This window comes from Xanthomonas sp. NCPPB 4037 (assembly GCF_041475695.2).
Classification (GTDB): domain Bacteria; phylum Pseudomonadota; class Gammaproteobacteria; order Xanthomonadales; family Xanthomonadaceae; genus Xanthomonas; species Xanthomonas campestris.
In genome coordinates this window covers 2093737-2112644 of the sequence record NZ_CM191261.1, presented here as the reverse complement: position 1 = coordinate 2112644, position 18908 = coordinate 2093737, and the positions used below count along the sequence as shown (strand labels likewise).

Annotated in this window: 14 protein-coding genes; 4 read left to right on the top strand and 10 right to left on the bottom strand. The window is 66.3% G+C overall.

Annotation, left to right across the window (positions count from 1 at the left end; translation table 11 throughout):
- Nucleotides 1-117: 117 nt before the first annotated feature.
- Complete coding sequence (locus tag ACCQ01_RS09505; protein WP_228432387.1) at nt 118-849, bottom strand: phosphatase PAP2 family protein; 732 nt, start codon at nt 847-849, stop codon at nt 118-120.
- The gene (gene ispG, locus ACCQ01_RS09500) at nt 830-2095 is read right to left on the bottom strand and encodes a flavodoxin-dependent (E)-4-hydroxy-3-methylbut-2-enyl-diphosphate synthase (protein WP_228432389.1); all 1266 of its coding nucleotides are present in this window, start codon (nt 2093-2095) and stop codon (nt 830-832) included. The genes ACCQ01_RS09505 and ispG overlap by 20 nt, the downstream gene beginning before the upstream one ends.
- Before the next feature lie 121 nt (nt 2096-2216).
- On the opposite strand from ispG, the gene ACCQ01_RS09495 reads away from it, so the two are divergent.
- Together ACCQ01_RS09495 and ACCQ01_RS09490 are read left to right on the top strand one after the other, a co-directional pair.
- A complete protein-coding gene (locus ACCQ01_RS09495) occupies nt 2217-3443 on the top strand; it encodes a sensor histidine kinase (RefSeq protein WP_042598944.1) in 1227 nt (408 codons plus the stop codon).
- Nucleotides 3440-4015 carry a response regulator transcription factor gene (locus ACCQ01_RS09490; protein ID WP_042598943.1) on the top strand — a complete coding sequence of 192 codons (576 nt, stop codon included), beginning with the start codon at nt 3440-3442 and terminating at the stop codon, nt 4013-4015. Before ACCQ01_RS09495 ends, ACCQ01_RS09490 begins: the two co-directional genes overlap by 4 nt.
- Nucleotides 4016-4337: 322 nt before the next feature.
- On the opposite strand, the gene ACCQ01_RS09485 is transcribed toward ACCQ01_RS09490, so the two are convergent.
- Nucleotides 4338-5339, bottom strand: a complete 1002-nt coding sequence (locus ACCQ01_RS09485; RefSeq protein ID WP_228432391.1) for a glycoside hydrolase family 5 protein — start codon at nt 5337-5339, stop codon at nt 4338-4340.
- A gap of 426 nt (nt 5340-5765) precedes the next feature.
- Between ACCQ01_RS09485 and ACCQ01_RS09480 the strand changes: the two genes are divergently transcribed.
- Nucleotides 5766-7622, top strand: a complete 1857-nt coding sequence (locus ACCQ01_RS09480) for a putative bifunctional diguanylate cyclase/phosphodiesterase (protein ID WP_228432393.1) — start codon at nt 5766-5768, stop codon at nt 7620-7622.
- Between the two features lie 80 nt (nt 7623-7702).
- On the opposite strand, the gene ACCQ01_RS09475 is transcribed toward ACCQ01_RS09480, so the two are convergent.
- Together ACCQ01_RS09475 and ACCQ01_RS09470 are read right to left on the bottom strand one after the other, a co-directional pair.
- Entirely contained in the window at nt 7703-9265 is a 1563-nt protein-coding gene (locus ACCQ01_RS09475) for a sodium/sugar symporter (RefSeq protein WP_011036949.1), read from the bottom strand.
- A 263-nt stretch (nt 9266-9528) separates the two neighbouring features.
- Nucleotides 9529-12147 carry a glycoside hydrolase family 3 protein gene (locus ACCQ01_RS09470; RefSeq protein WP_228432394.1) on the bottom strand — a complete coding sequence of 873 codons (2619 nt, stop codon included), beginning with the start codon at nt 12145-12147 and terminating at the stop codon, nt 9529-9531.
- A 430-nt stretch (nt 12148-12577) separates the two neighbouring features.
- Here ACCQ01_RS09470 and ACCQ01_RS09465 point away from each other — a divergent pair, with 430 nt between their 5' ends.
- On the top strand, nt 12578-14533 hold the full coding sequence (locus ACCQ01_RS09465; RefSeq protein WP_228432396.1) for a PhoX family protein: 1956 nt from the start codon (nt 12578-12580) through the stop codon (nt 14531-14533).
- A 55-nt stretch (nt 14534-14588) separates the two neighbouring features.
- Here ACCQ01_RS09465 and ACCQ01_RS09460 read toward each other — a convergent pair whose 3' ends face one another.
- From ACCQ01_RS09460 to panB, 5 genes are all read right to left on the bottom strand, one after another.
- A complete protein-coding gene (locus tag ACCQ01_RS09460) occupies nt 14589-15176 on the bottom strand; it encodes an ATPase (protein ID WP_228432398.1) in 588 nt (195 codons plus the stop codon).
- A 55-nt stretch (nt 15177-15231) separates the two neighbouring features.
- The gene (gene pgi, locus ACCQ01_RS09455; protein ID WP_228432400.1) at nt 15232-16746 is read right to left on the bottom strand and encodes a glucose-6-phosphate isomerase; all 1515 of its coding nucleotides are present in this window, start codon (nt 16744-16746) and stop codon (nt 15232-15234) included.
- Entirely contained in the window at nt 16743-17123 is a 381-nt protein-coding gene (gene panD, locus ACCQ01_RS09450; protein ID WP_042598937.1) for an aspartate 1-decarboxylase, read from the bottom strand. The genes pgi and panD overlap by 4 nt, the downstream gene beginning before the upstream one ends.
- A 107-nt stretch (nt 17124-17230) precedes the next feature.
- Nucleotides 17231-18085 (bottom strand): pantoate--beta-alanine ligase, encoded by an 855-nt coding sequence (panC, locus tag ACCQ01_RS09445; protein ID WP_076036829.1) that lies wholly within the window; start codon nt 18083-18085, stop codon nt 17231-17233.
- Complete coding sequence (gene panB / locus ACCQ01_RS09440) at nt 18082-18897, bottom strand: 3-methyl-2-oxobutanoate hydroxymethyltransferase (protein WP_011036941.1); 816 nt, start codon at nt 18895-18897, stop codon at nt 18082-18084. Before panB ends, panC begins: the two co-directional genes overlap by 4 nt.
- Nucleotides 18898-18908: the final 11 nt, after the last annotated feature.

Genomic DNA, 18908 nt, shown 5'->3' with positions numbered 1-18908 from the left:
GGCGGTCAGGCGGACGTGCACGGCGCGCAAGAGCCGCAGAGTACAAAGTGGGAATGGCTCTGATGCTGAGCACCGGCCGCACCCGCCTTGCGGCTGCGCAGTCGGTTTGTGATCGCCTTAATCAGCGAACGGCACGCGCCCGGGCTGCTCCACCACCGCCCCGCTCGGCGTGCGCCAATGCGGGCGCCGCATGCCTCGGAACATCACCAGATACAGGCCTACCACCCACACCAATGCGGCCGACCAGCCGCCGAGGATGTCGGAGGGGTAATGCACGCCCAGATAGATGCGCGAGACACCGACCAGCAGCGCGAACAGGCCGGCAACACTGGTCACCGGCCAGCGCCAACGCGTACGCCACGCCAATGCAATGACCACCGCGGCCAGGGTCATCGAGCCCATCGCGTGGCCACTGGGAAAGCTGAAAGTGCTTTCCGGGGCGATCGATTCCCACAGGCTGGGCCGGTGCCGCTGAAAGAACTGCTTGGCGCCCAGGTTGAGCAACGCCGAGCCCACAAACCCCAGCGCGGCGAAGGTGCCTTCGCGCCAGCGCCGTAGCACCAGCAACACCAGCACGATCCCGATATCCAGCGGGATCACGCCGTACTGGTAGCCAACTTTAGAGACGACGCTGAAGAACGCATCCAGCCCAGGCGAGGCAATGCTGCGCAGGCTCCACAGCAACGGCTCGTCGAAATAGAAGTTTTCCAGCTCATGCACTTCGTCGGCGAGGTCGACGAACAATCCCAGCGGCAGCAGCACGCCCGCAAATAGAAGGCCGAACCGCCACGCATTGCGCTGCAGCCAGCTCTTGAATCCGGCCGGCGATTCAGCCGGCCCGACGGACATAGGTGCGTTCGACGTACTGATCGATCAGGTCGATGAATTCGTAGGCGATGTTTTCGCCGCGCAGGGTGACGGTCTTTTCGCCATCCACGAACACCGGTGCCGAGGGCGCTTCGCCAGTGCCCGGCAGCGAGATACCGATGTTGGCGTGCCGCGACTCGCCCGGCCCGTTGACCACGCAGCCCATCACCGCCAGCGTCATGTTCTCCGCGCCAGGATTGCTGATCTTCCACTCCGGCATCTTGGCGCGCACATGGTTCTGCACCACGCCGGCCAGCTCCTGGAAAAACTCCGAGGTGGTCCGGCCGCAGCCGGGGCATGCGGTGACCAGCGGCGTGAACGCACGCTGCCCGGTGGTTTGCAGCAGTTCCTGCGCGACGATCACTTCCTGCGTGCGCGACTGCCCCGGCTCGGGCGTCAGCGAAATGCGGATGGTGTCGCCGATGCCTTCCTGCAGCAGCACGCTCAGCGCCGCGGCCGAGGCCACGATGCCCTTGCTGCCGATACCGGCCTCGGTCAGGCCCAGGTGCAGCGCGAAATCGCAGCGCGCGGCCATGTCGCGGTACACCGCGATCAATTCCTGCACGCCGGACACCTTGGCCGACAGGATGATGCGCTCGCGCGGCAAGCCCAGTTCCACGGCGCGTTCGGCCGAATCCACCGCCGAGCGGATCAGCGCTTCGCGCAGTACCCGGCCCGAATCCCACGGCGTCTCGCGCTTGGAATTTTCGTCCATCAGCTGCGCGGCCAACGCCTGGTCCAGCGAGCCCCAGTTGGCGCCGATGCGCACCGGCTTGTCGTACTGGATGGCGAATTCGATCAACTGCGCAAACTGCAGGTCCTTCTTCTTGCCGAAGCCCACATTGCCCGGATTGATGCGGTACTTGGCCAGCGCCTCGGCGCAGGCCGGTTCGGCCGTGAGCAGCTGGTGGCCGTTGTAGTGGAAGTCGCCGATCAACGGCACTTCGATGCCCATCATGCGCAGCTTGTCGACGATGCGCGGAATCGCCGCTGCCGACTCGGCATTGTTGACGGTCAGGCGCACCATTTCCGAGCCGGCCCGCCACAACTCGGCGACCTGCTTGACGCTGCCGGCGATGTCGGCAGTGTCGGTATTGGTCATCGACTGGACGACCACCGGATGGCCTCCGCCCACAATGACGTTACCGACCTTGACGGCCTGGGTGATGCGGCGCGGCCAGGCGCTGGCATCGGCGGGGGGACTTGGGCGGGTGACGGCGTCGTACATCGCGCTATTTTAGCCTGTCCGCCGTCCGCTCACAGCTGAAGCGCTGCACGCGGCCCCTCCCCGCCCGGATGCGACGGTTTGTCGCAGGCCACCACCCCGACGAGCGCATAGCATTGCCGAGATGAATACCTCCGACGCCTCCTTCCTGCGGACCCTGTGCAGCCTGCGCTGGCTGGCCACCGCCGGCCAGGCCGCCACCATCCTGGTCGCCAGCGGGCTCATGGGCCTGACCCTGCCGCAGGAGCCGCTCTGGGCCGGGGTGGCCGCGCTGGCGGTGTTCAACCTGTATGCGCAGCTGCGGGTGGCGCACCGCGGCGCGGTGGGCCCGGCCACCGAGTTCGGCCACATCTTGGTCGATGTGACGGTGCTGACCTGGATGGTGGGCTGGAGCGGCGGCATCGCCAACCCGTTCGGTTCGCTGTTTCTGGTGCTGATCGCGCTGGCCGCACTCGCCCTGCCGCTGAGCTGGGCGATGGCGGTGGCGGCGGCCTGCGTGGCCGGCTACGTCATCAGCGCCGCATTCGGCTTGCCACTGCCGTACGGCGGCTTCGACCCGCTGACCCTGCACATGTGGGGCATGGCGGCCAACTTCCTGCTCTCCACCGTGGTGGTGCTGGTGTTCGCCACCCGGCTGGCGTTGTCGCTGCGCGAGCGCGAACGCGAAATCTCCACGCTGCGCGAGCGCTTTGCACGCAACGAAGGCATCGTGGCGCTGGCTACGCATGCCGCCTCGGTGGCGCATGAGCTCAACACCCCGCTGGCGACGATGACCCTGCTGGCCGACGACATCGCCGACCAGTGCGATCAGGTCGAGCTGCGCGAAGACCTGGAAACCCTGCGGGAACTGCTGGTGCAATGCCACGAGCGCGTGCTGGCGCTGGCCGCACCCGCCGATAACGGCCATCTCAGCCGCGAGGTGGCGGTGCGCGATGTGCTGGAACAGTGGCGCCTGGTGCGCCCGACCATCGAGCTGCGCCGCAATGAAGATGCACCGCTGCGGCTGATGCTGCAGCCCGGCGTGAGCCACCTGTTGATGGTGCTGCTCAACAACGCCGCCGATGCCGGCGAACGCGCCGGCCGGCCGCTGATCGACCTCACCCTGCGCGTGGAAGACGACCAACTGGTGGGCGAAGTGCGCGACTACGGGCTGGGCTTCGACACCTCGCAGGCAATGTTGCCGGGCACCTTGTTCAACAGCGGCAAGCCCGACGGCATGGGCGTGGGCCTTGCCTTGTCGCATGCCACCGTCGAGCGGCTGCAGGGTGAACTGTGGATGCTTCCCGCCGAAGGCAGCGGCGCCCGCGTCGGTTTCCGCCTGCCGCTCTCCGAACACGAGGCCCTTGCATGAGCACACCCATCCGCACCGGCCTGCTGGTCGACGACGACACCCTGTATCTGCGCACCTTGCAACGCAGCCTCGCCCGCCGCGGCGTGGAAACGCTCACAGCCACCGATGCGGCCAGCGCCTTGTCCACCGCACGCAGCGCGCTGCCGGACTTCGCCTTGATCGATCTGAAGCTGGGCCACGATTCGGGATTGAACCTGATCCAGCCGCTGCGCGAGATCCGCCCGGACATGCGCATCCTGCTGGTCACCGGGTACGCGAGCATCGCCACCGCGGTGGAGGCGATCAAGCTCGGCGCCGACGACTACCTGCCCAAGCCGGCCAACATCCCCACCATCATGCGTGCGCTGGGCGAAGAGGACGACGACCTGCCCGAGCCGGACGAAGAAGAAACCGCGCAGGAAATGATGACCCCGCTCAGCCGCCTGCAGTGGGAGCACATCCAGCAGGCGCTGCACGAAACCGGCGGCAACGTGTCCGCCGCCGCGCGCCTGCTGGGCATGCACCGCCGCTCGCTGCAGCGCAAGCTCACCAAGCGCCCGAGCCCGGGACCGCAGCGCGAGCCCGGGCGCTAAGCGCCTGGTGTGCCTGCTGCGGTTTTGGCCGGCTTTCGCAAACACGTTGAGCGGCTGCCTCTGCATGGGTGATCGTTCGCCGCGCATCATGGATGACCGCGCACCAGTCATCGTCGTTGCGCTGAAGCACAGCCGACGTTGCGTACACAGCGCAGTCGGCGAAAGCACGAACCAGGCTGCCAGCCGATCGCTTACGCGCTCTGCAACCGCCTAGAGCGCTGTAACCACGCTACAAGCGCCTCACAGAACACACTGCACAACGCACAACAGACGCGATGATCCTTGCAGGCACATCGCGCCCCGCCGCAAAACCACCGATGCATCACTCCATCGCCCGCACGCGCGCACCGAACACCCGCGCCCGGCGCGAGGTCGCTGCAATGCCGTCCGGGCCCTGGATCAGGCTGCGTCCCCAACTGCTGAGACGCGCAGGATCCCAGCCGAGCACGATATCCAGCGACTGCGTGCTGCTGTCATTGCCCGACCACGACCAGCCGAGATAGCCCACGCCGTACTCGCGCGCGCGGCGCATGATCGCCGCCTCGTCCACGGGCGCGCCGCGATGATCGGCGCCGAACTCGCTCACCACCAGCGCAAGATTGTTGCTGCGGAAGGTGCGCAGGTAGCTGTCCACCACCGCGTCGCTGCCGAACACCTCGTACATGTGCACGCTGAAAATCAGGTTGCGGCGGCTGTCGCGCGCCAGCAACGCCGCCGCGTTGTCGCGCATGTAGAACTGCCAGTCCTGGCCCCAGTTGGGCGCATCCACCATCAGCGCATGCGTGAGCCCGGCGCCACGTAGCGTGGCGATCGCATTGGCGTGGCCGTTGACCCATTCGCTGGCACTGAGCTGGTTGCCGAACGGCTCGTTGCCAATGTTGATGATCACGTAGTCTTCCTGGCCCACCAGCGCAGTGCGCACGCTGGTCCAGTAACTGGCGGCATTGGCCAGGCTGCCGGCGGCGCCGTCTTCGCCATAGCCGGTGGTGTCGTGCACCTCCAGCACCGCGATCAACCCCAGGGCCTTGCAGCGCGCGATGATGCGCGCCACCTCGGCCTCGGGCGTGCGGTTCCAGCGGTGGCCGGAACTGAGCACCACCCGCACGCTGTTGGCACCGGTGGCCGCAATCTGCGCCAGCGCGGCATCGGTGCGATCGGCAAACCAGGCATGCGGCAGGTTGATGCCGCGCAGGATCAAGGTATTGCCATTGGATTCCTTCAGCTGTGTGCCCGACACGGACAAGCCAGCGTGCGCGGATGAGGCCAGCACCAAGCCGGCAAGGATCAGGACCAGGCGTTGCGCCAGGCGAGGAATGGTGTTCATGCTCGGCTCCAGACAAGGTGGACGCCGCAGACCGGCGTCCGCGGACAGCGCGCATCAGGCGTGCGCCAAGACCGTGCCAACCCGCGACGCAGGCGATCGCAGCGCGGGTCACAGAACCAACAACAGGTACAGATCAGGACAGAGCGCGCAGATCCGCATCCAGCGTGCTGGTAACGTTATCTCGTGCGTGTCCGGGCGCCGCGTGCTTGTCGGGAACTGCGGGGAAACCTGCGGCATCGCAGGCACAGCGCACCCGAACCCGTCTGCGCCCTGCCGTGGTGCAGCGCAGTGATTCGGCCGCCAGTGCTGCGCGGAGTGTCGAATGCAGCGTGCGGATTGCCGCGCTGCACCACTCGCACGCGCGGCCAACTGAACGGCGCCAGTCGCGCGCGATCAAGTCGCCGCGCTCGAGGCCGATACGGGCACATGCATTCCACGCCCGCTCCTGTCGCCTCCCCCCTCCCGTCTGCGCTCGATGAAGCGGCACGGCTGGCGGTCCTGCACGGTCTTTGCCTGCTGGACTCGCCGCCGGACCCGGTGTTCGACACCATCGCCGCCATGGCCGCACGCATGCTGGGGACCGAGATCGCCCTGGTCTCCTTGGTGGACGAACACCGCCAATGGTTTAAAGCCCGCGTCGGCCTGGAAGCGCCTGAGACCCCGCGCGAACATGCCTTCTGTGCGCACGCGCTGCGCTCCGATGACGTCCTGGTGATTCCCGATGCCTTGCTGGACCCGCGCTTTTGCGACAACCCGCTGGTGCTGGGCGCGCCGCATATCCGCTTTTACGCTGGCGCGCCGCTCAAGCTGCGCGATGGCCACACCATCGGCACGCTGTGCGTGATCGGCACCAGCCCGCGTGCCAGGCTGGATGCGGAACAACGCATCCAACTGGAAGGCCTGCGCGACCTGGCCGTGCTGCGGGTCGAGAACCTGCGCAGCAGCACCTACCGCGATGGCCCCACCGGCCTGCCCAACCGCGCGCGCTTCAGCGAAGACCTGGACGCGGTATTGCTGCAACGCACGGCTGATTCCGCCGCCACCGCGATCGCGGTGGACCTGTGCGGCAGCGATTACTTCCGCGACATGGTCAAGGCGCTGGGCTGGGATTACGCAGACGGCTATGTGGCGCTGGCCTACAAGCGTTTGATCAGCAAATTGCCGGCCGGCACCGCCTTGTATCGGCTGGATCCGACCACCTTCGCCTTCATGGTCACCACCGCCGACCCGCTGCGCCTGAGCGCGCTGTGCAGCAAGATTTCCAAAGGGTTCGTGGCGCCGCTGGAGCACCAGGGCATTCCGCACACCGCAGTCGCCTCGATCGGCGCGGTGTTGCTGGAAACCAGCTACGGCGCCGCCGACACGCTGCGCTCGCTCACCACGTCGGTGGATGTCGCCCGTGAACATTGCCTGACCTGGAGCCTGTACGAGCGCAAGCATGACGTGGTCCAGCGCAATACCTTCCGCCTGCTGGCCGCCCTGCCCGCCGCGCTGGCCAGCTCCAACCAGCTGCGCCTGCACTACCAGCCGCGCGTGGATCTGCACGATCACCGCTGCGTAGCGGTGGAAGCGCTGCTGCGCTGGCAGCACCCGATGATCGGCCCGGTGATGCCGTCGGACTTCATTCCGATGGCTGAAAAGACCGCGCTGATCAACCGCATCACCGCCTGGGTGATCGACCAGGGCATCGCCCAGGCCGCGCGCTGGCAACAGCAGGGCCTGGACTTCAACCTGGCCTTGAACGTGTCGGCCGCCGATCTGGATCAACCCGGTTTCGTCGGGTTGCTGCGCCGCGGCCTGGACCGCCACAAGCTCGACCCGCGCCGGCTGGAGATCGAATTCACCGAAAGCGCGATGATCCGCCACCCCGAGCATCTGTCCGAGCAACTGGCGGCCGTTGCCGCGCTGGGCGTGCATATCGCCATCGACGACTTCGGCACCGGCTACAGCAATTTCAGTTACCTCAAACAACTGCCGGCCAGCTCGCTGAAGATCGACCAATCCTTCGTCCGCTCGCTGCCGGACAGCCGCACCGACCGCACCCTGGTGCCGGCGATGATCCAGCTCGGTCACAGCCTGGGCCAGCGTGTGGTGGCCGAAGGGATCGAGTCGGCGCAGGCCTACTCACAGCTGCGCAGCTGGGGCTGCGACGAAGGCCAGGGCTACTGGATCGCCAAACCGATGCCTGCCGCCGCGCTGGAAGCCTGGCTGGAGACACCGTGGTACGAACGCGCCACCGACGCTGCCCCGCCAGCACCGCTACTGGAAGCCGTGCGCCTCTGAGTGACGGCGCCCAAACGCAACGCGGCGCAGAGAATGCTCTCCGCGCCGCGTTACTTACTGCCTGCGATGTGCGCTGGCGCTTACCAGAAGACCGCGTACAGCGCGATCAGAATCGCAACCACGCCCACCGCACCGATCTTGAAGCCCAGCGTGGTGCCATAGGCCACGTCCTTGGTGCGGATCAGATCGCGCGCCTGCGTGGCCGGTGTCAGGAGCGACACCACCACCGCCAGCACCAGCGCCGCGACGAACACCACGCCGATGCGGTCCATGAAGGGCAGTGCCGGCCACAGGATCTTCAGCGCGAACGACAGCACCACCGAGCCGATCGCCGCAGTCAATGCGCCAGCTTCGTTGGCACGCTTCCAGAACAGCCCCAGCATGAAGATCACCACCACACCGGGGGTAAAGAAGCCGGTGAATTCCTGGATGAACTGGAAGCCCTGATCGAAGTTGCCCAGCAACGGCCGTGCGGTGAGGATGCCGATCAGCACCGAGACGGCGGCAACGATACGACCCACGCGCACCAATTGCTTCTGCTCGGTCTGCGGGCGGAATTTGGCGTAGAAATCCAGGGTAAAGATCGTCGCCACCGAGTTGATCTTGGACGCCAGCGAGGCCACGATCGCGGCCACCAGCGCGGCAAACACCAGGCCCAGGATGCCGGTCGGCAACAGCTGCATCATGGTGGGGTACGCCTGATCAGGCTTGGCCAGATCCGGTGCCAGCACCACTGCGGCAATGCCCGGCACCACGATCACCACCGGCATCAGCAGCTTCAGGAAGGCCGCGAACACCATGCCCTTCTGCGCCTCGCCGATGTTCTTGGCGGCCAGCGCGCGCTGGATGATGTACTGGTTGAAGCCCCAATAGCTGATGTTCATCACCCACAACCCGCCCAGCAGCACGCTCAGGCCAGGCAAATCCTTGTAGAACGGATTGTCCTTGCTGAGGATCATGTGGAAGTGCTCCGGGTGCGCACTCCACAGCTGCTTGAAGCCGGCCAGCACGCCGGCGCCATCGCCGATGCGCGACAACGTCAGGCCGGTCACCAGCAGGCCGCCCAACACCAGCAAGGTGACCTGCACGATGTCGGTCAGCGCCACCGCCTTCAAACCGCCGTACAGCTGATACACCAGCGCAAATACGCCGATCAGGGTCAGCGCCAGGGTCTGGTCCATACCGGTGACCTGGCTGACCGCGATCGAGCCCAGCCACAGGATCGAGGTGAGGTTGACGAACACGTACAGCAGCAGCCAGAACACCGCCATCAGCGTGCGGATCCACTTGCCGTAACGCTGCTCCAGGAACTGCGGCATGGTGTAGATGCCGTTGCGCAGGAAGATCGGCAGGAAGAACTTGCCCACGATCAGCAGCGTCAACGCCGCCATCCATTCGTAGGAGGCGATCGCCAGGCCTATCGCATAGCCGGAACCGGCCATGCCGATGATCTGCTCGGCAGAAATATTCGCTGCGATCAGCGAAGCGCCGATCGCCCACCACGGCAGCGACTTGCTGGCCAGGAAGTAGTCTTCGGCACTCTTGCTGTGCCCGGCCTTCTCGCGCGACACCCACTGCGCGAGCACGAAGATGCCGGCCAGATACACCAGCACGATCACGATATCCAACGTCGCTAAACCCACTGCACTCTCCTGTCTGGCTCTGGGGTGTGCGCCGCCGATCGGGCAAGCCTGCAGCGTGCCGCCGCCACGCACTTAGGTACGTAGCGTCAGCGCGGCGAACCGCGGCTGCAGGCCCTCCCGGCCATTCGACGACACCGCTCCCCGCGGCGGCTGTTGACACCACCTGCAACGGTGGCCGCTGTCGTGCACCGCCAAAGGTGGCGGTGCACGTGTTGCTTCAGCGCAGCAGTGGGCGGCCCTGCGGCCAGCCACTGCGGCTGGACTTACTTGACCGGGCAGTCGACCGTGACTTCGGCTTCGTTGAGTGCGCCCAGCGCAATCTTGGACACCGCGATGTCCAGGGCCGCGGCGCTTTCAATGCTGGCGACCTGGGTCAGCTTGGTCACGTCGGCACCGGCCACTGCAAAGCACTTCAGCGGGATGCCCACCACCTTCCACTGGCCCTGCGGCAATGCGGCCAGGGTCTTCTGCGCATCCACACGGCCGCCGCACTTTTCGCCACAGCCCACGCCCAGCCACACCGGCGCGGTCACCACGCTGTCGCGGCGCAGGGTCAGCTGCAACTGCACGTCGCCGTTGCTTTCGCGCGACACATCCACCGGCTTGCCGGACACCAGCAACACGCTGGAGGCCTTGGCACCGGACCACTGCAGGCGGCGCGCATCTTCCTGCGCCTTGTGGTCCACCGCGCTCATCTTCAGGCTGCCATCGGACAGGCCCACCGGCAGCGTGGTCGCCGGCATGTTGGCCTGGCCGGCGTTGGACAGCTGCATCGCAATGCCGAGCGCCGGCTTGCCGCGCACGAAGTACACCCCGCCCACCGACTGCTCACCGGAGACGCCCGACTCTTCCGGCAGCGCAGCCAGATCGCCCTTGTCGGCGTAGGTCAGGCCGAAGCCGAACTTGAACTGCGGGTCGTAGTCCTTCTGGCCGACGTTGTTGGCGAACTGCACCGCGGTCTTGGGCCAGGAGAAGCTCAGCTTGCCCTTGAAGTCGTTCTGCACGCTGCCATCGGCCTTGCGCAACAGCACGTCGGCAATACCCTCGCCTTCGGAGCCCGGCAACCACGCGGCGACGAATGCATCGGCCACGTTGATGTACTGGTTCATCCACAGCGGGCGGCCGCTCAGGAACACTGCCACCACCGGAATGCCTTCGGCCTTGAACTTCTTCAGCAACGCCAGCTCGCTGTCGTCGCCCGGCTTGTACAGCAGCGTGGCGATGTCGCCCTGGAATTCGGCATACGGGTTTTCGCCGAACACCACCACAGCCACATCGGGCTTGGTCTTGTAGGCGCCATCCACGGCCAGCTCGGCGCTGCCGCCGGCTGCGCTGATCTGCTTGTTCAGGCCTTCCCAGATCGTGTTGCCGTTCGGGTAGTCGCTGCGTTTGGTGCCGGTGCCCTGCCAGTTCAGCGTCCAACCACCGGACTGCTTGCCCATGTCGTTGGCGCCGTCGCCGACTACCAGCACGCGCTTCTTCGGATCCAGCGGCAGGACGCCGGCCTGGTTCTTCAGCAGCACCAGCGACTCACGCACCGCCTGGCGCGCAATGGCGCGGTGCTCGGGCGAGCCCAGCAGCTCGAACTTGCCGCCGAGTGGGCGCTTGGACGGCTTGCCGGCTTCGAACAGGCCCAGGCGCAGCTTGACGCGCAGGATGCGGCGCACCGCATCGTCCAGGCGTTCCATCGAAATCTGGCCGGATTTCACTGCGGCCAGTTCGGTCTCGTAGATGCCCTTCCAGCTGTCGGAGGCCATCGCCATGTCGACGCCGGCAATGAACGAGGCTGGGCAGTTCTCGTTGGTGCAGCCTTTAACCTGGCCATGGCCATTCCAGTCGCCAACCACGAAGCCGCCGAAATTCATGCGGCCCTTGAGCACGTCGGTCAGCATGACCTTGTTGCCGTGCATCTTTTCGCCGTTGAAGCTGTTGAACGAGGCCATCACCGTCTGCGCACCGGCGGCAATCGCCGGCGGGTAACCCGCGGCGTGGATGTCGCGCATGGTGGCTTCGGACACCTTGGTGTCGCCCTGGTCCTTGCCATCGGTGGTGCCGCCGTCGCCGACGAAATGCTTCACCGACGAAATCACATGGCTGCCGTCCAGGAACTGCGGCGTGCCCGGTACGCCCTGCACGCCCTCGACCATCTTGCCGGCGAAGCTGGCCACCACGTCCGGCGACTCGGAATACCCTTCGTAGCTGCGGCCCCAGCGGTCGTCCTGCGGCACCGCCACGGTGGGCGCGAAGGTCCACTCCATGCCGGTGACGCGGGTTTCGGCCGCGGTGACTTCACCGATCTGCTTGATCAGGTCCGGGTTACGCGTGGCGCCCAGGCCGATGTTGTGCGGAAACAGCGTGGCGCCGACGATGTTGCTCTGGCCGTGCACCGCATCGATACCGAAGATGATCGGAATCGCATTGCCGCCCTTGGAGGTGTCCATCGACGCTTCATAGAACGCGTCGGCCAGTTTCAGCCACTCGGCCGGCTTGGCGTCGTACTTGCCGCCCGGGTCGGAGTTGCCACCGGCCAGCACCGAACCGATGCGGTACTTGCGCACATCGTCCGGGGTCATGCTGGCGATGTCGCCCTGGATGGTCTGCGCAACCTTTTCCTCGACGCTCATCTTGGCCATCACGTCGCTGATGCGCTGCTCCAGCGCCTGGTCCTGGGAGAACGGCCACTTCGGCGACGGCCACTGGTCCGGATGGATGGTGGTGGAGGTCTCGGCCGGCGTTGCCGCCGGGGCGGTCGTGTCGGCCGCGGTGGTGGAAGTGGCGTCCTTGCCTTGGCAGGCAGCCAGCATCAGCACCGCAGCAGCGGTAGCCAGGGAGAGGGCGCGGCGCGCAACGGGCGCGGCGGTACGACGAAGCAGCATGTCCAAGATCCGGGTCTCCAGGTGGTTCTCCTGCCGCAATGCAAGCGCCGCAGGCCTTTAGGCGGCGTACGCTCACGTGATTCCCCTACCCTGTCAACCGTGCTCGCCCGTATGCCAAATCACGGGGAACTTATCGGACAGAGCTATAGCGTTGGAATACCGGCAGCCGCAGTCAAACCGCGGAAAATCGCCGAATCCGGTGCCACGTCTGCGCCGACGCGCCCGCGCACTTTGCTGCATCGCACCACCGGCGCGCGCGCGCAGTGCGCAGCCGTCGACCCGTACTGCCCAGCCGGCACCACGCATCAGCTCGCTAATCTGAAACACAGCCAACGGGTGAGCCCGCCGTCAAACAAGTGTCATCTGGGCGACCTAGCGTGACCGGCTTGCCGATGCGCGCGACGCATTGCCATTGCCGTCATTGCCTGGAGTTTCGATGTCTGCCTCCCCCGATCCCATCCGCCGCCGCGCCCTGCAATTGCTGGCGTCGGTTCCTCTGCTGCCGCTAGGCAGCGCCAGCGCCGCAGCACTGCAGCAACTCGGCGGTGCCGCATTGGCTGCGCGCCCGCTGCGTCCCTCGGAAAACCCCGCGCGGCTGGTCTCGGCCACCTTCCACGGCATGCCGGCGCCCACCCTGGCCGACCCGGCGGCGATGGCCACTACCACCGTCGGCTCGGCACTCACCGTGGCCCGGCATGACGGCAGCACCCAGCGCTACGCCTTGGCCTATCACCCGTTCTTCGTCACCGGCGACCAGGTGCCCGATGGTCACGGCGGCACCGTGCTGGCCGGCGGCTATTACGACATCCAGCATCGCCCCATCATCGACCGCTCCAAACCCGGTGCCGAGCGCCCGTTTTTTTCCGATTGCCCGGATGGGTCGTCGCTGCTCACCCTGCCCAATGCCAAGGTCGCAGGCGTCAAGGGCAACACGGTGTTTGCGGTGGTGCAGTTCGAATACACCACCCGCGACCAGGCCGGCAACGACACCAACCGCCACCTGCCCGCACCGATCGCCGTGCTCACGCTCGACCAGGACCCGGCGACCGGCAAGCTGTCGCTGGTGAAATACCACAACGTCGACACCGCCCCCGTCCACGGCCTGTGGACCACCTGCGGCGCCAGCCTGTCGCCGTGGAATACGCATCTGTCCAGCGAAGAGTACGAACCCGACGCCACCGCGCTGGCCGGCAATACCCAGTTCCGCAGCTACAGCACGCATCTGTATGGCGACCCGGAGCGCGCCAATCCGTACCACTACGGCCACCTGCCGGAGATCACCGTGCACCCGGACGGAACGGGGAGCGTGCGCAAGCACTATTGCCTGGGCCGCATCTCGCACGAGCTGGTGCAGGTGATGCCGGACAAGCGCACCGTGCTGATGGGCGACGACGCCACCAATGGCGGGCTTTTCATGTTCATCGCCGATCGCGAGGCCGACCTGTCGGCCGGCACGCTCTATGTCGGCAAGTGGCACCAGACCTCCGGCGTCGGCCCGGGCGCGGCCACGTTGAGCTGGATCAAGCTGGGACACGCCACCAGCGCCGAGATCGAAGCCCTCGCCAACCGCCTCACCGCCGCCGACATTCTCGACGTGCACCTGAGCGACCCGGGCGATGCCACGTTCACCAAGATTCCCTTCAACGGCACCTACAACTGGATCCGCATCAAGCCGGGCATGGAGAAGGCGGCCACCTATCTGGAAACCCATCGCTATGCCGCATTGGCCGGCGGCAGCCTGGGCTTCACCAAGCTCGAAGGCACCACCGTCAACGCGCGCGACAAGATCGCCTACATGGCGATGTCTTACATCGTCACCAGCATGCTCAACGGCTCGGGCGACGTGAAGGTGGAAGGCCCGCAGTCCGGCGCGGTGTATGCGCTCAACTTGCGTGGCGGGCGCCGCGACACCAAGGGCGCACCGATCCACAGCGAATGGGTGCCGATCGACATGGCCGCGCCTGCCGCGCTGACCGGCCACGACCTCGCGCAGGCCGACGGGCTGGGCAACCTGGCCGACCCGAACCGGCTGGCGAATCCGGACAACCTCAAATTCTCCGAGTCGCTGCGCACGCTGTTCATTGGCGAAGACAGCAGCCTGCACGTCAACAATTTCCTGTGGGCCTACAACGTCGACAGCGGCACGCTGACGCGCCTGCTCTCGGTGCCGGCCGGCGCCGAATCCACCGGCCTGCACGCGGTCGACCAGATCCATGGCTGGACCTATGTCATGAGCAATTTCCAGCATCCCGGCGACTGGGAAAGCCCGCTGCACGACACCGTCAAGGCCACACTGGATCCACTGGTGCGCGCCAACTACAAGGATCGCTTCGGCGCTGCGGTGGGCTATCTCACCGGTGACCCGGTGGCGGTGCAGTTGAGCAAGGCGTAAGCCTATCTGGCGTGCCGCTCGCAGCGACCGAAAGGCGTTGCGAGCGGACATGCCATCACGACACGCCGCGCGCCTCCAGGGCCGTCATCACAATGGGTTTTGCCCAGTCCGGCACCTGCGCCAGTTGCTCGGCGGTGGTCGGGTAATGCAGCCCGGCGTGATCCAGCTCCAGTACCAGCAGCGGTTCCACCTGCCCGGCCGCATCGGTCGGCGCGCTGTTGTCGTACACATGCAGCACCGCCAGATGCGGCAACAACGTAATCAGGTTGGCGCGCGATGCATCAAAGCGCTCGCGGATCTTGTGCTCGGCAATCGCATGGCCACCTGCGGCCACCCGCGCCGCGACGCGTTGCAAATGCAGCTCCACGCTCGACAAGCCGCAAAACCACACGGCGACGCGGTGCTGCGCACAGGCCTCGAGCAATAGACGCGGGATTGTCTGCGCGCCCAGCGTGGTTTCGAAGGCATAGTCGTGGCCCTCATCCATTGCACGGCGCAGCCGTCGTACGCCTTCCTGCCAGGCCTGCGCATTGGCCTCGTCCAGCGTCCAGCCCTGCTCCACCCATTGCCGGGTGAAGGCGTCCGGGTTGAACCAGGTGGCGCCATCCTCCTGCAGCAGGCTGCCCAGCAGCGAATGGCTCAAACGCAACGGGGCCCGAAGGCCCCGTCACTCAACACACCGGCGATTGCTGCCGCGCTTAGCCGCGCAGCTTGGCCAACAGCTCGCGCGTGACCGGGTCGGCCACATCGGCGGCCTCGCCCTTCAGGGCAGGCAGCAATTGGCTGGCCAACTGCTTGCCCAACTCGACACCGAATTGGTCGAACGCGTTGATGCCCCACATCACCGACTGCACGTACACGCTGTGCTCGTACATCGAGATCAGCGCACCCAGCGCCTGCGGAGTGAGTGCATCGAGCAGGATCACCGTGCTCGGGCGACCGCCCGGATAACTGCGGTGCGGGTCGCTGCTGTCCTGGCCATTGGCCAGCGCCTCGGTCTGCGCCAGCACGTTGGCCATCAGCGCGACATGGTTTTCTGCGTACGGGTCGTCGTTGTGCACGGTGCCGATGAAATCGGCCGGCACCACGCTGGTGCCCTGGTGCAGCGCCTGGAAGAAGCTGTGCTGCACGTCGGTGCCGGCACCGCCCCACCACACCGCCACGGTGTCGCTGTCCACGGCCGAGCCGTCCAGCTTGACGCGCTTGCCCAGGCTCTCCATCACCAGCTGCTGCAGATACGCCGGCAGCAAGGCCAGGCGCTGGTCGTAGGTCATTACCGCATGCGTGGCGCTACCGAGCAGGTTGCGGTTCCACACCGCGGTCAGTCCGTGCAGCACTGCCACGTTTTCTTCCAGCGGCGTGTTGAGCACATGCGCGTCGAACTGCGCGGCACCGTCGAGCAGTTGTTCAAAACGCTCGAAACCGATCGCCAGTGCAATCGGGAAACCGACCGCCGACCACAGCGAATAGCGGCCGCCCACCCAATCCCACATCGGCAGCACGCGGCTTGGCGCAATGTCGAACGCCTTGGCGGCGCGCTCGGGATTTGCGCTGACTGCATACAGGCGCTCGCTACCACCCAGCCACGCATGCAGGATGCTGCCGTTGAGCAGGGTTTCCTGGGTGCCGAAAGTCTTGGAAATCAGGATGCCGGCGGTCCGTGCCGGGTCCAGCGTTGCCAGGGTGCGCTGCATCGCCGCGCCATCGACATTGGAAACGAAATGCACGCGGAAACGCGCACCGGACGGTGCACGCAATGCATCGGCGACCAGACGCGGACCCAGATCCGAACCCCCGATGCCGACGCTGACAATGTCGGTGACGTCGGTGCCTTCCAGCTGCTGGATCAGCGCGCCCATGCGCTGCCGGACCTCAGTAGCGGTGGCGTACGCATCGGATGCGACCGGCGCGCCGGTGAGATCACCACGCAGCGCGGTGTGCAGGGCGGCGCGCTGTTCGGTGACATTGACCTGCTCGCCACGGAACAGCCGCTGGAATGCGCCTGCCAGGTCGCGCTCGCGTGCGATTGCAAACAGCGCATCGAGCGCGGCGCGATCGTACTTCTGCCGCGCGAAGTTGAAATACAACGGACCGACTTGCCGGGCGTACTGCGAGGGCCGCTGGGGCTCTGCGGCAAGCAATGCGGGGATGGCAGCGCCGCGCAGGCGCTGGGCGTGGGCGTGAAGCGCGTCGAATCCGTTGGTATGTGTCATGCGGCCTGAGTGGGGATGCTGTGGTTGGTGTGGGAGATCGCGTTGTGCGCATCCACATATACCAGATTGGGCTTGAAGGTCTTGGCTTCGTCTTCGCTCATGCTGGCGAACGCGGCCACGATGATCAGATCGCCCACCTGCACGTGACGCGCTGCGCCGCCGTTGAGCGAGATGATGCCGCTGCCTTCTTCGGCACGGATGGCATAGGTGCTGAAACGCGCACCATTGGTGACGTCCCAGATGTGGACCTGTTCGAATTCGCGGATGCCGGTCGCTTCCAGCAGCAGGCCGTCGATGGCGATCGAGCCTTCGTAATTGAGCTCGGAGTGGGTGACGGTGGCGCGGTGGATCTTGGCTTTCAGCAGGGACAGGTGCATGTGGCTACAACGCAAAGGAAAGCCGGCATTTTAGCGGAAAGTGCAGGCATCGACCGGCCAGCAGCGCAGCCGGTCGTGAGGGCTTCAGCCCGGCCGCGCTCGCGGCCTCAGAATTCCAGGTTGTCGATCAGCCGGGTGCTGCCGATCCGGGCAGCGATCAGCGCCACGCGTGGGCCGGCCGCCGGGGCGCCTAAACCGTCGTCGGGCTCGCTCAGATCAGGCAGGCGTAGCGCGGTGTAGTCGACACGGAAACCCACCGCTTCCAGTGCCTGGGTTGCCGCCGCCTCGACCTGCAGGCGCGGCACGCCGGCGGCATGGCTGTCGCGCATCTGCAGCAGCACCTTGCGGATCTGTGCCGAGATCGGGCGATCGTCTGCCGACAGATACTGATTGCGCGAGCTCATCGCCAGGCCATCGGCCTCGCGCACGATGCTGCCGCCCAGGATTTCGATCGGAAACGCCAGGTCGGCCACCATCTGCCGGATCACCGCCAGCTGCTGATAATCCTTCTTGCCGAAGGCAGCCACGTCCGGCTGCACCTGATTGAACAGGCGCGCCACCACCGTGCAGACGCCATCGAAGTGGCCGGGCCGGCAGACGCCTTCGAGCACGTCGCTGACACCGGGTGCATGGATCGGCGTGGCCAGCGCGGTCCCGAGCGGATACATGGTGTCCACGTCCGGCAACCACAGCGCGTCGCACCCGGCGTCCTCCAGACCACGCATGTCGGCTTCTGGCGTACGCGGGTAGCGTGCGAAATCTTCATTGGGGCCGAACTGGGTCGGATTGACGAACACGCTGGAGACCACGCGGTCGGCGTACTGGCGCGCCAGCATCACCAGCGAATAGTGCCCGGCGTGCAGGTTGCCCATGGTGGGCACCAGCGCCACGCGCAGCCCTTCGCGCTTCCAGCCGGTGACCAGTGCGCGCAGCGCCGACAGATCGGTAAGGGTCTGGATCATGCGGCGTACGCGTGCTCGGCGTCGGGAAAGCTGCCATCGCGCACGGCCTGCGCGTAGGCCTGCACGGCGCCCGCCACCGACCCGCCTTCGGCAAGGAAATCCTTGACGAACTTGGGACGGCGATGGCCGCTGTCCAAGCCCAGCATGTCGTGCATCACCAGCACCTGGCCATCGCAGCCGGGGCCAGCACCGATGCCGATCGTGGGCACGCGCAACTCGGCGCTGATCTGCGCCGCGATCGGCGTCGGCACGCATTCGAGCACGATCAGGCTGGCACCGGCATCGACCGCGGCCTGGGCGTCGCGACGCAGCTGTTCGCCGGCTTCGCCACGGCCTTGCACCTTGTAGCCGCCGAAGCGCAGCACCGATTGCGGCGTGAGCCCCAGATGCGAACACACCGGGATTTCGCGCTCAACCAGGTAGCGGATCACGTCGAGCTTGTGCCCGGCGCCTTCGATCTTGACCATCTCCGCACCCGCCTGCAGCAGCTGGGTGGCGGCATCGAGCGCACGTTCCGGCGTGGCATCGGCCTGGAACGACAAGTCGGCCACCAGCAGCGCGCGTTCCAGCACGCGGGCCACCGCGGCGGTGTGATAGACCATGTCGGCCGTGGTCACCGGCAGCGTGGACTCGTGCCCCTGCACCACCATGCCCAGCGAGTCGCCCACCAGGATCAGGTCCACGCCATTGGCGTCGAAGGTGCGCGCAAACCCGGCGTCGTAGGCGGTCAACATGACCAGTTTTCGACCGTCGCGCTTGGCCTGCGCCAAGGCGGGCACGGTCCAGGGCTTGCTGTCGGCGTGGCTGCTCATGAACTCATTAC

Coding starts and splice junctions, on each gene's coding strand:
- ACCQ01_RS09480 (WP_228432393.1), top strand. CDS start 5,766: ATGCATTCCACGCCCGCTCCTGTCGCCTCCCCCCTCCCGTCTGCGCTC.
- panC (WP_076036829.1), bottom strand. CDS start 18,085: ATGATCCAGACCCTTACCGATCTGTCGGCGCTGCGCGCACTGGTCACC.
- ACCQ01_RS09505 (WP_228432387.1), bottom strand. CDS start 849: ATGTCCGTCGGGCCGGCTGAATCGCCGGCCGGATTCAAGAGCTGGCTG.
- pgi (WP_228432400.1), bottom strand. CDS start 16,746: ATGACACATACCAACGGATTCGACGCGCTTCACGCCCACGCCCAGCGC.
- ACCQ01_RS09465 (WP_228432396.1), top strand. CDS start 12,578: ATGTCTGCCTCCCCCGATCCCATCCGCCGCCGCGCCCTGCAATTGCTG.
- ACCQ01_RS09485 (WP_228432391.1), bottom strand. CDS start 5,339: ATGAACACCATTCCTCGCCTGGCGCAACGCCTGGTCCTGATCCTTGCC.
- ispG (WP_228432389.1), bottom strand. CDS start 2,095: ATGTACGACGCCGTCACCCGCCCAAGTCCCCCCGCCGATGCCAGCGCC.
- ACCQ01_RS09495 (WP_042598944.1), top strand. CDS start 2,217: ATGAATACCTCCGACGCCTCCTTCCTGCGGACCCTGTGCAGCCTGCGC.
- panD (WP_042598937.1), bottom strand. CDS start 17,123: ATGCACCTGTCCCTGCTGAAAGCCAAGATCCACCGCGCCACCGTCACC.
- panB (WP_011036941.1), bottom strand. CDS start 18,897: ATGAGCAGCCACGCCGACAGCAAGCCCTGGACCGTGCCCGCCTTGGCG.
- ACCQ01_RS09490 (WP_042598943.1), top strand. CDS start 3,440: ATGAGCACACCCATCCGCACCGGCCTGCTGGTCGACGACGACACCCTG.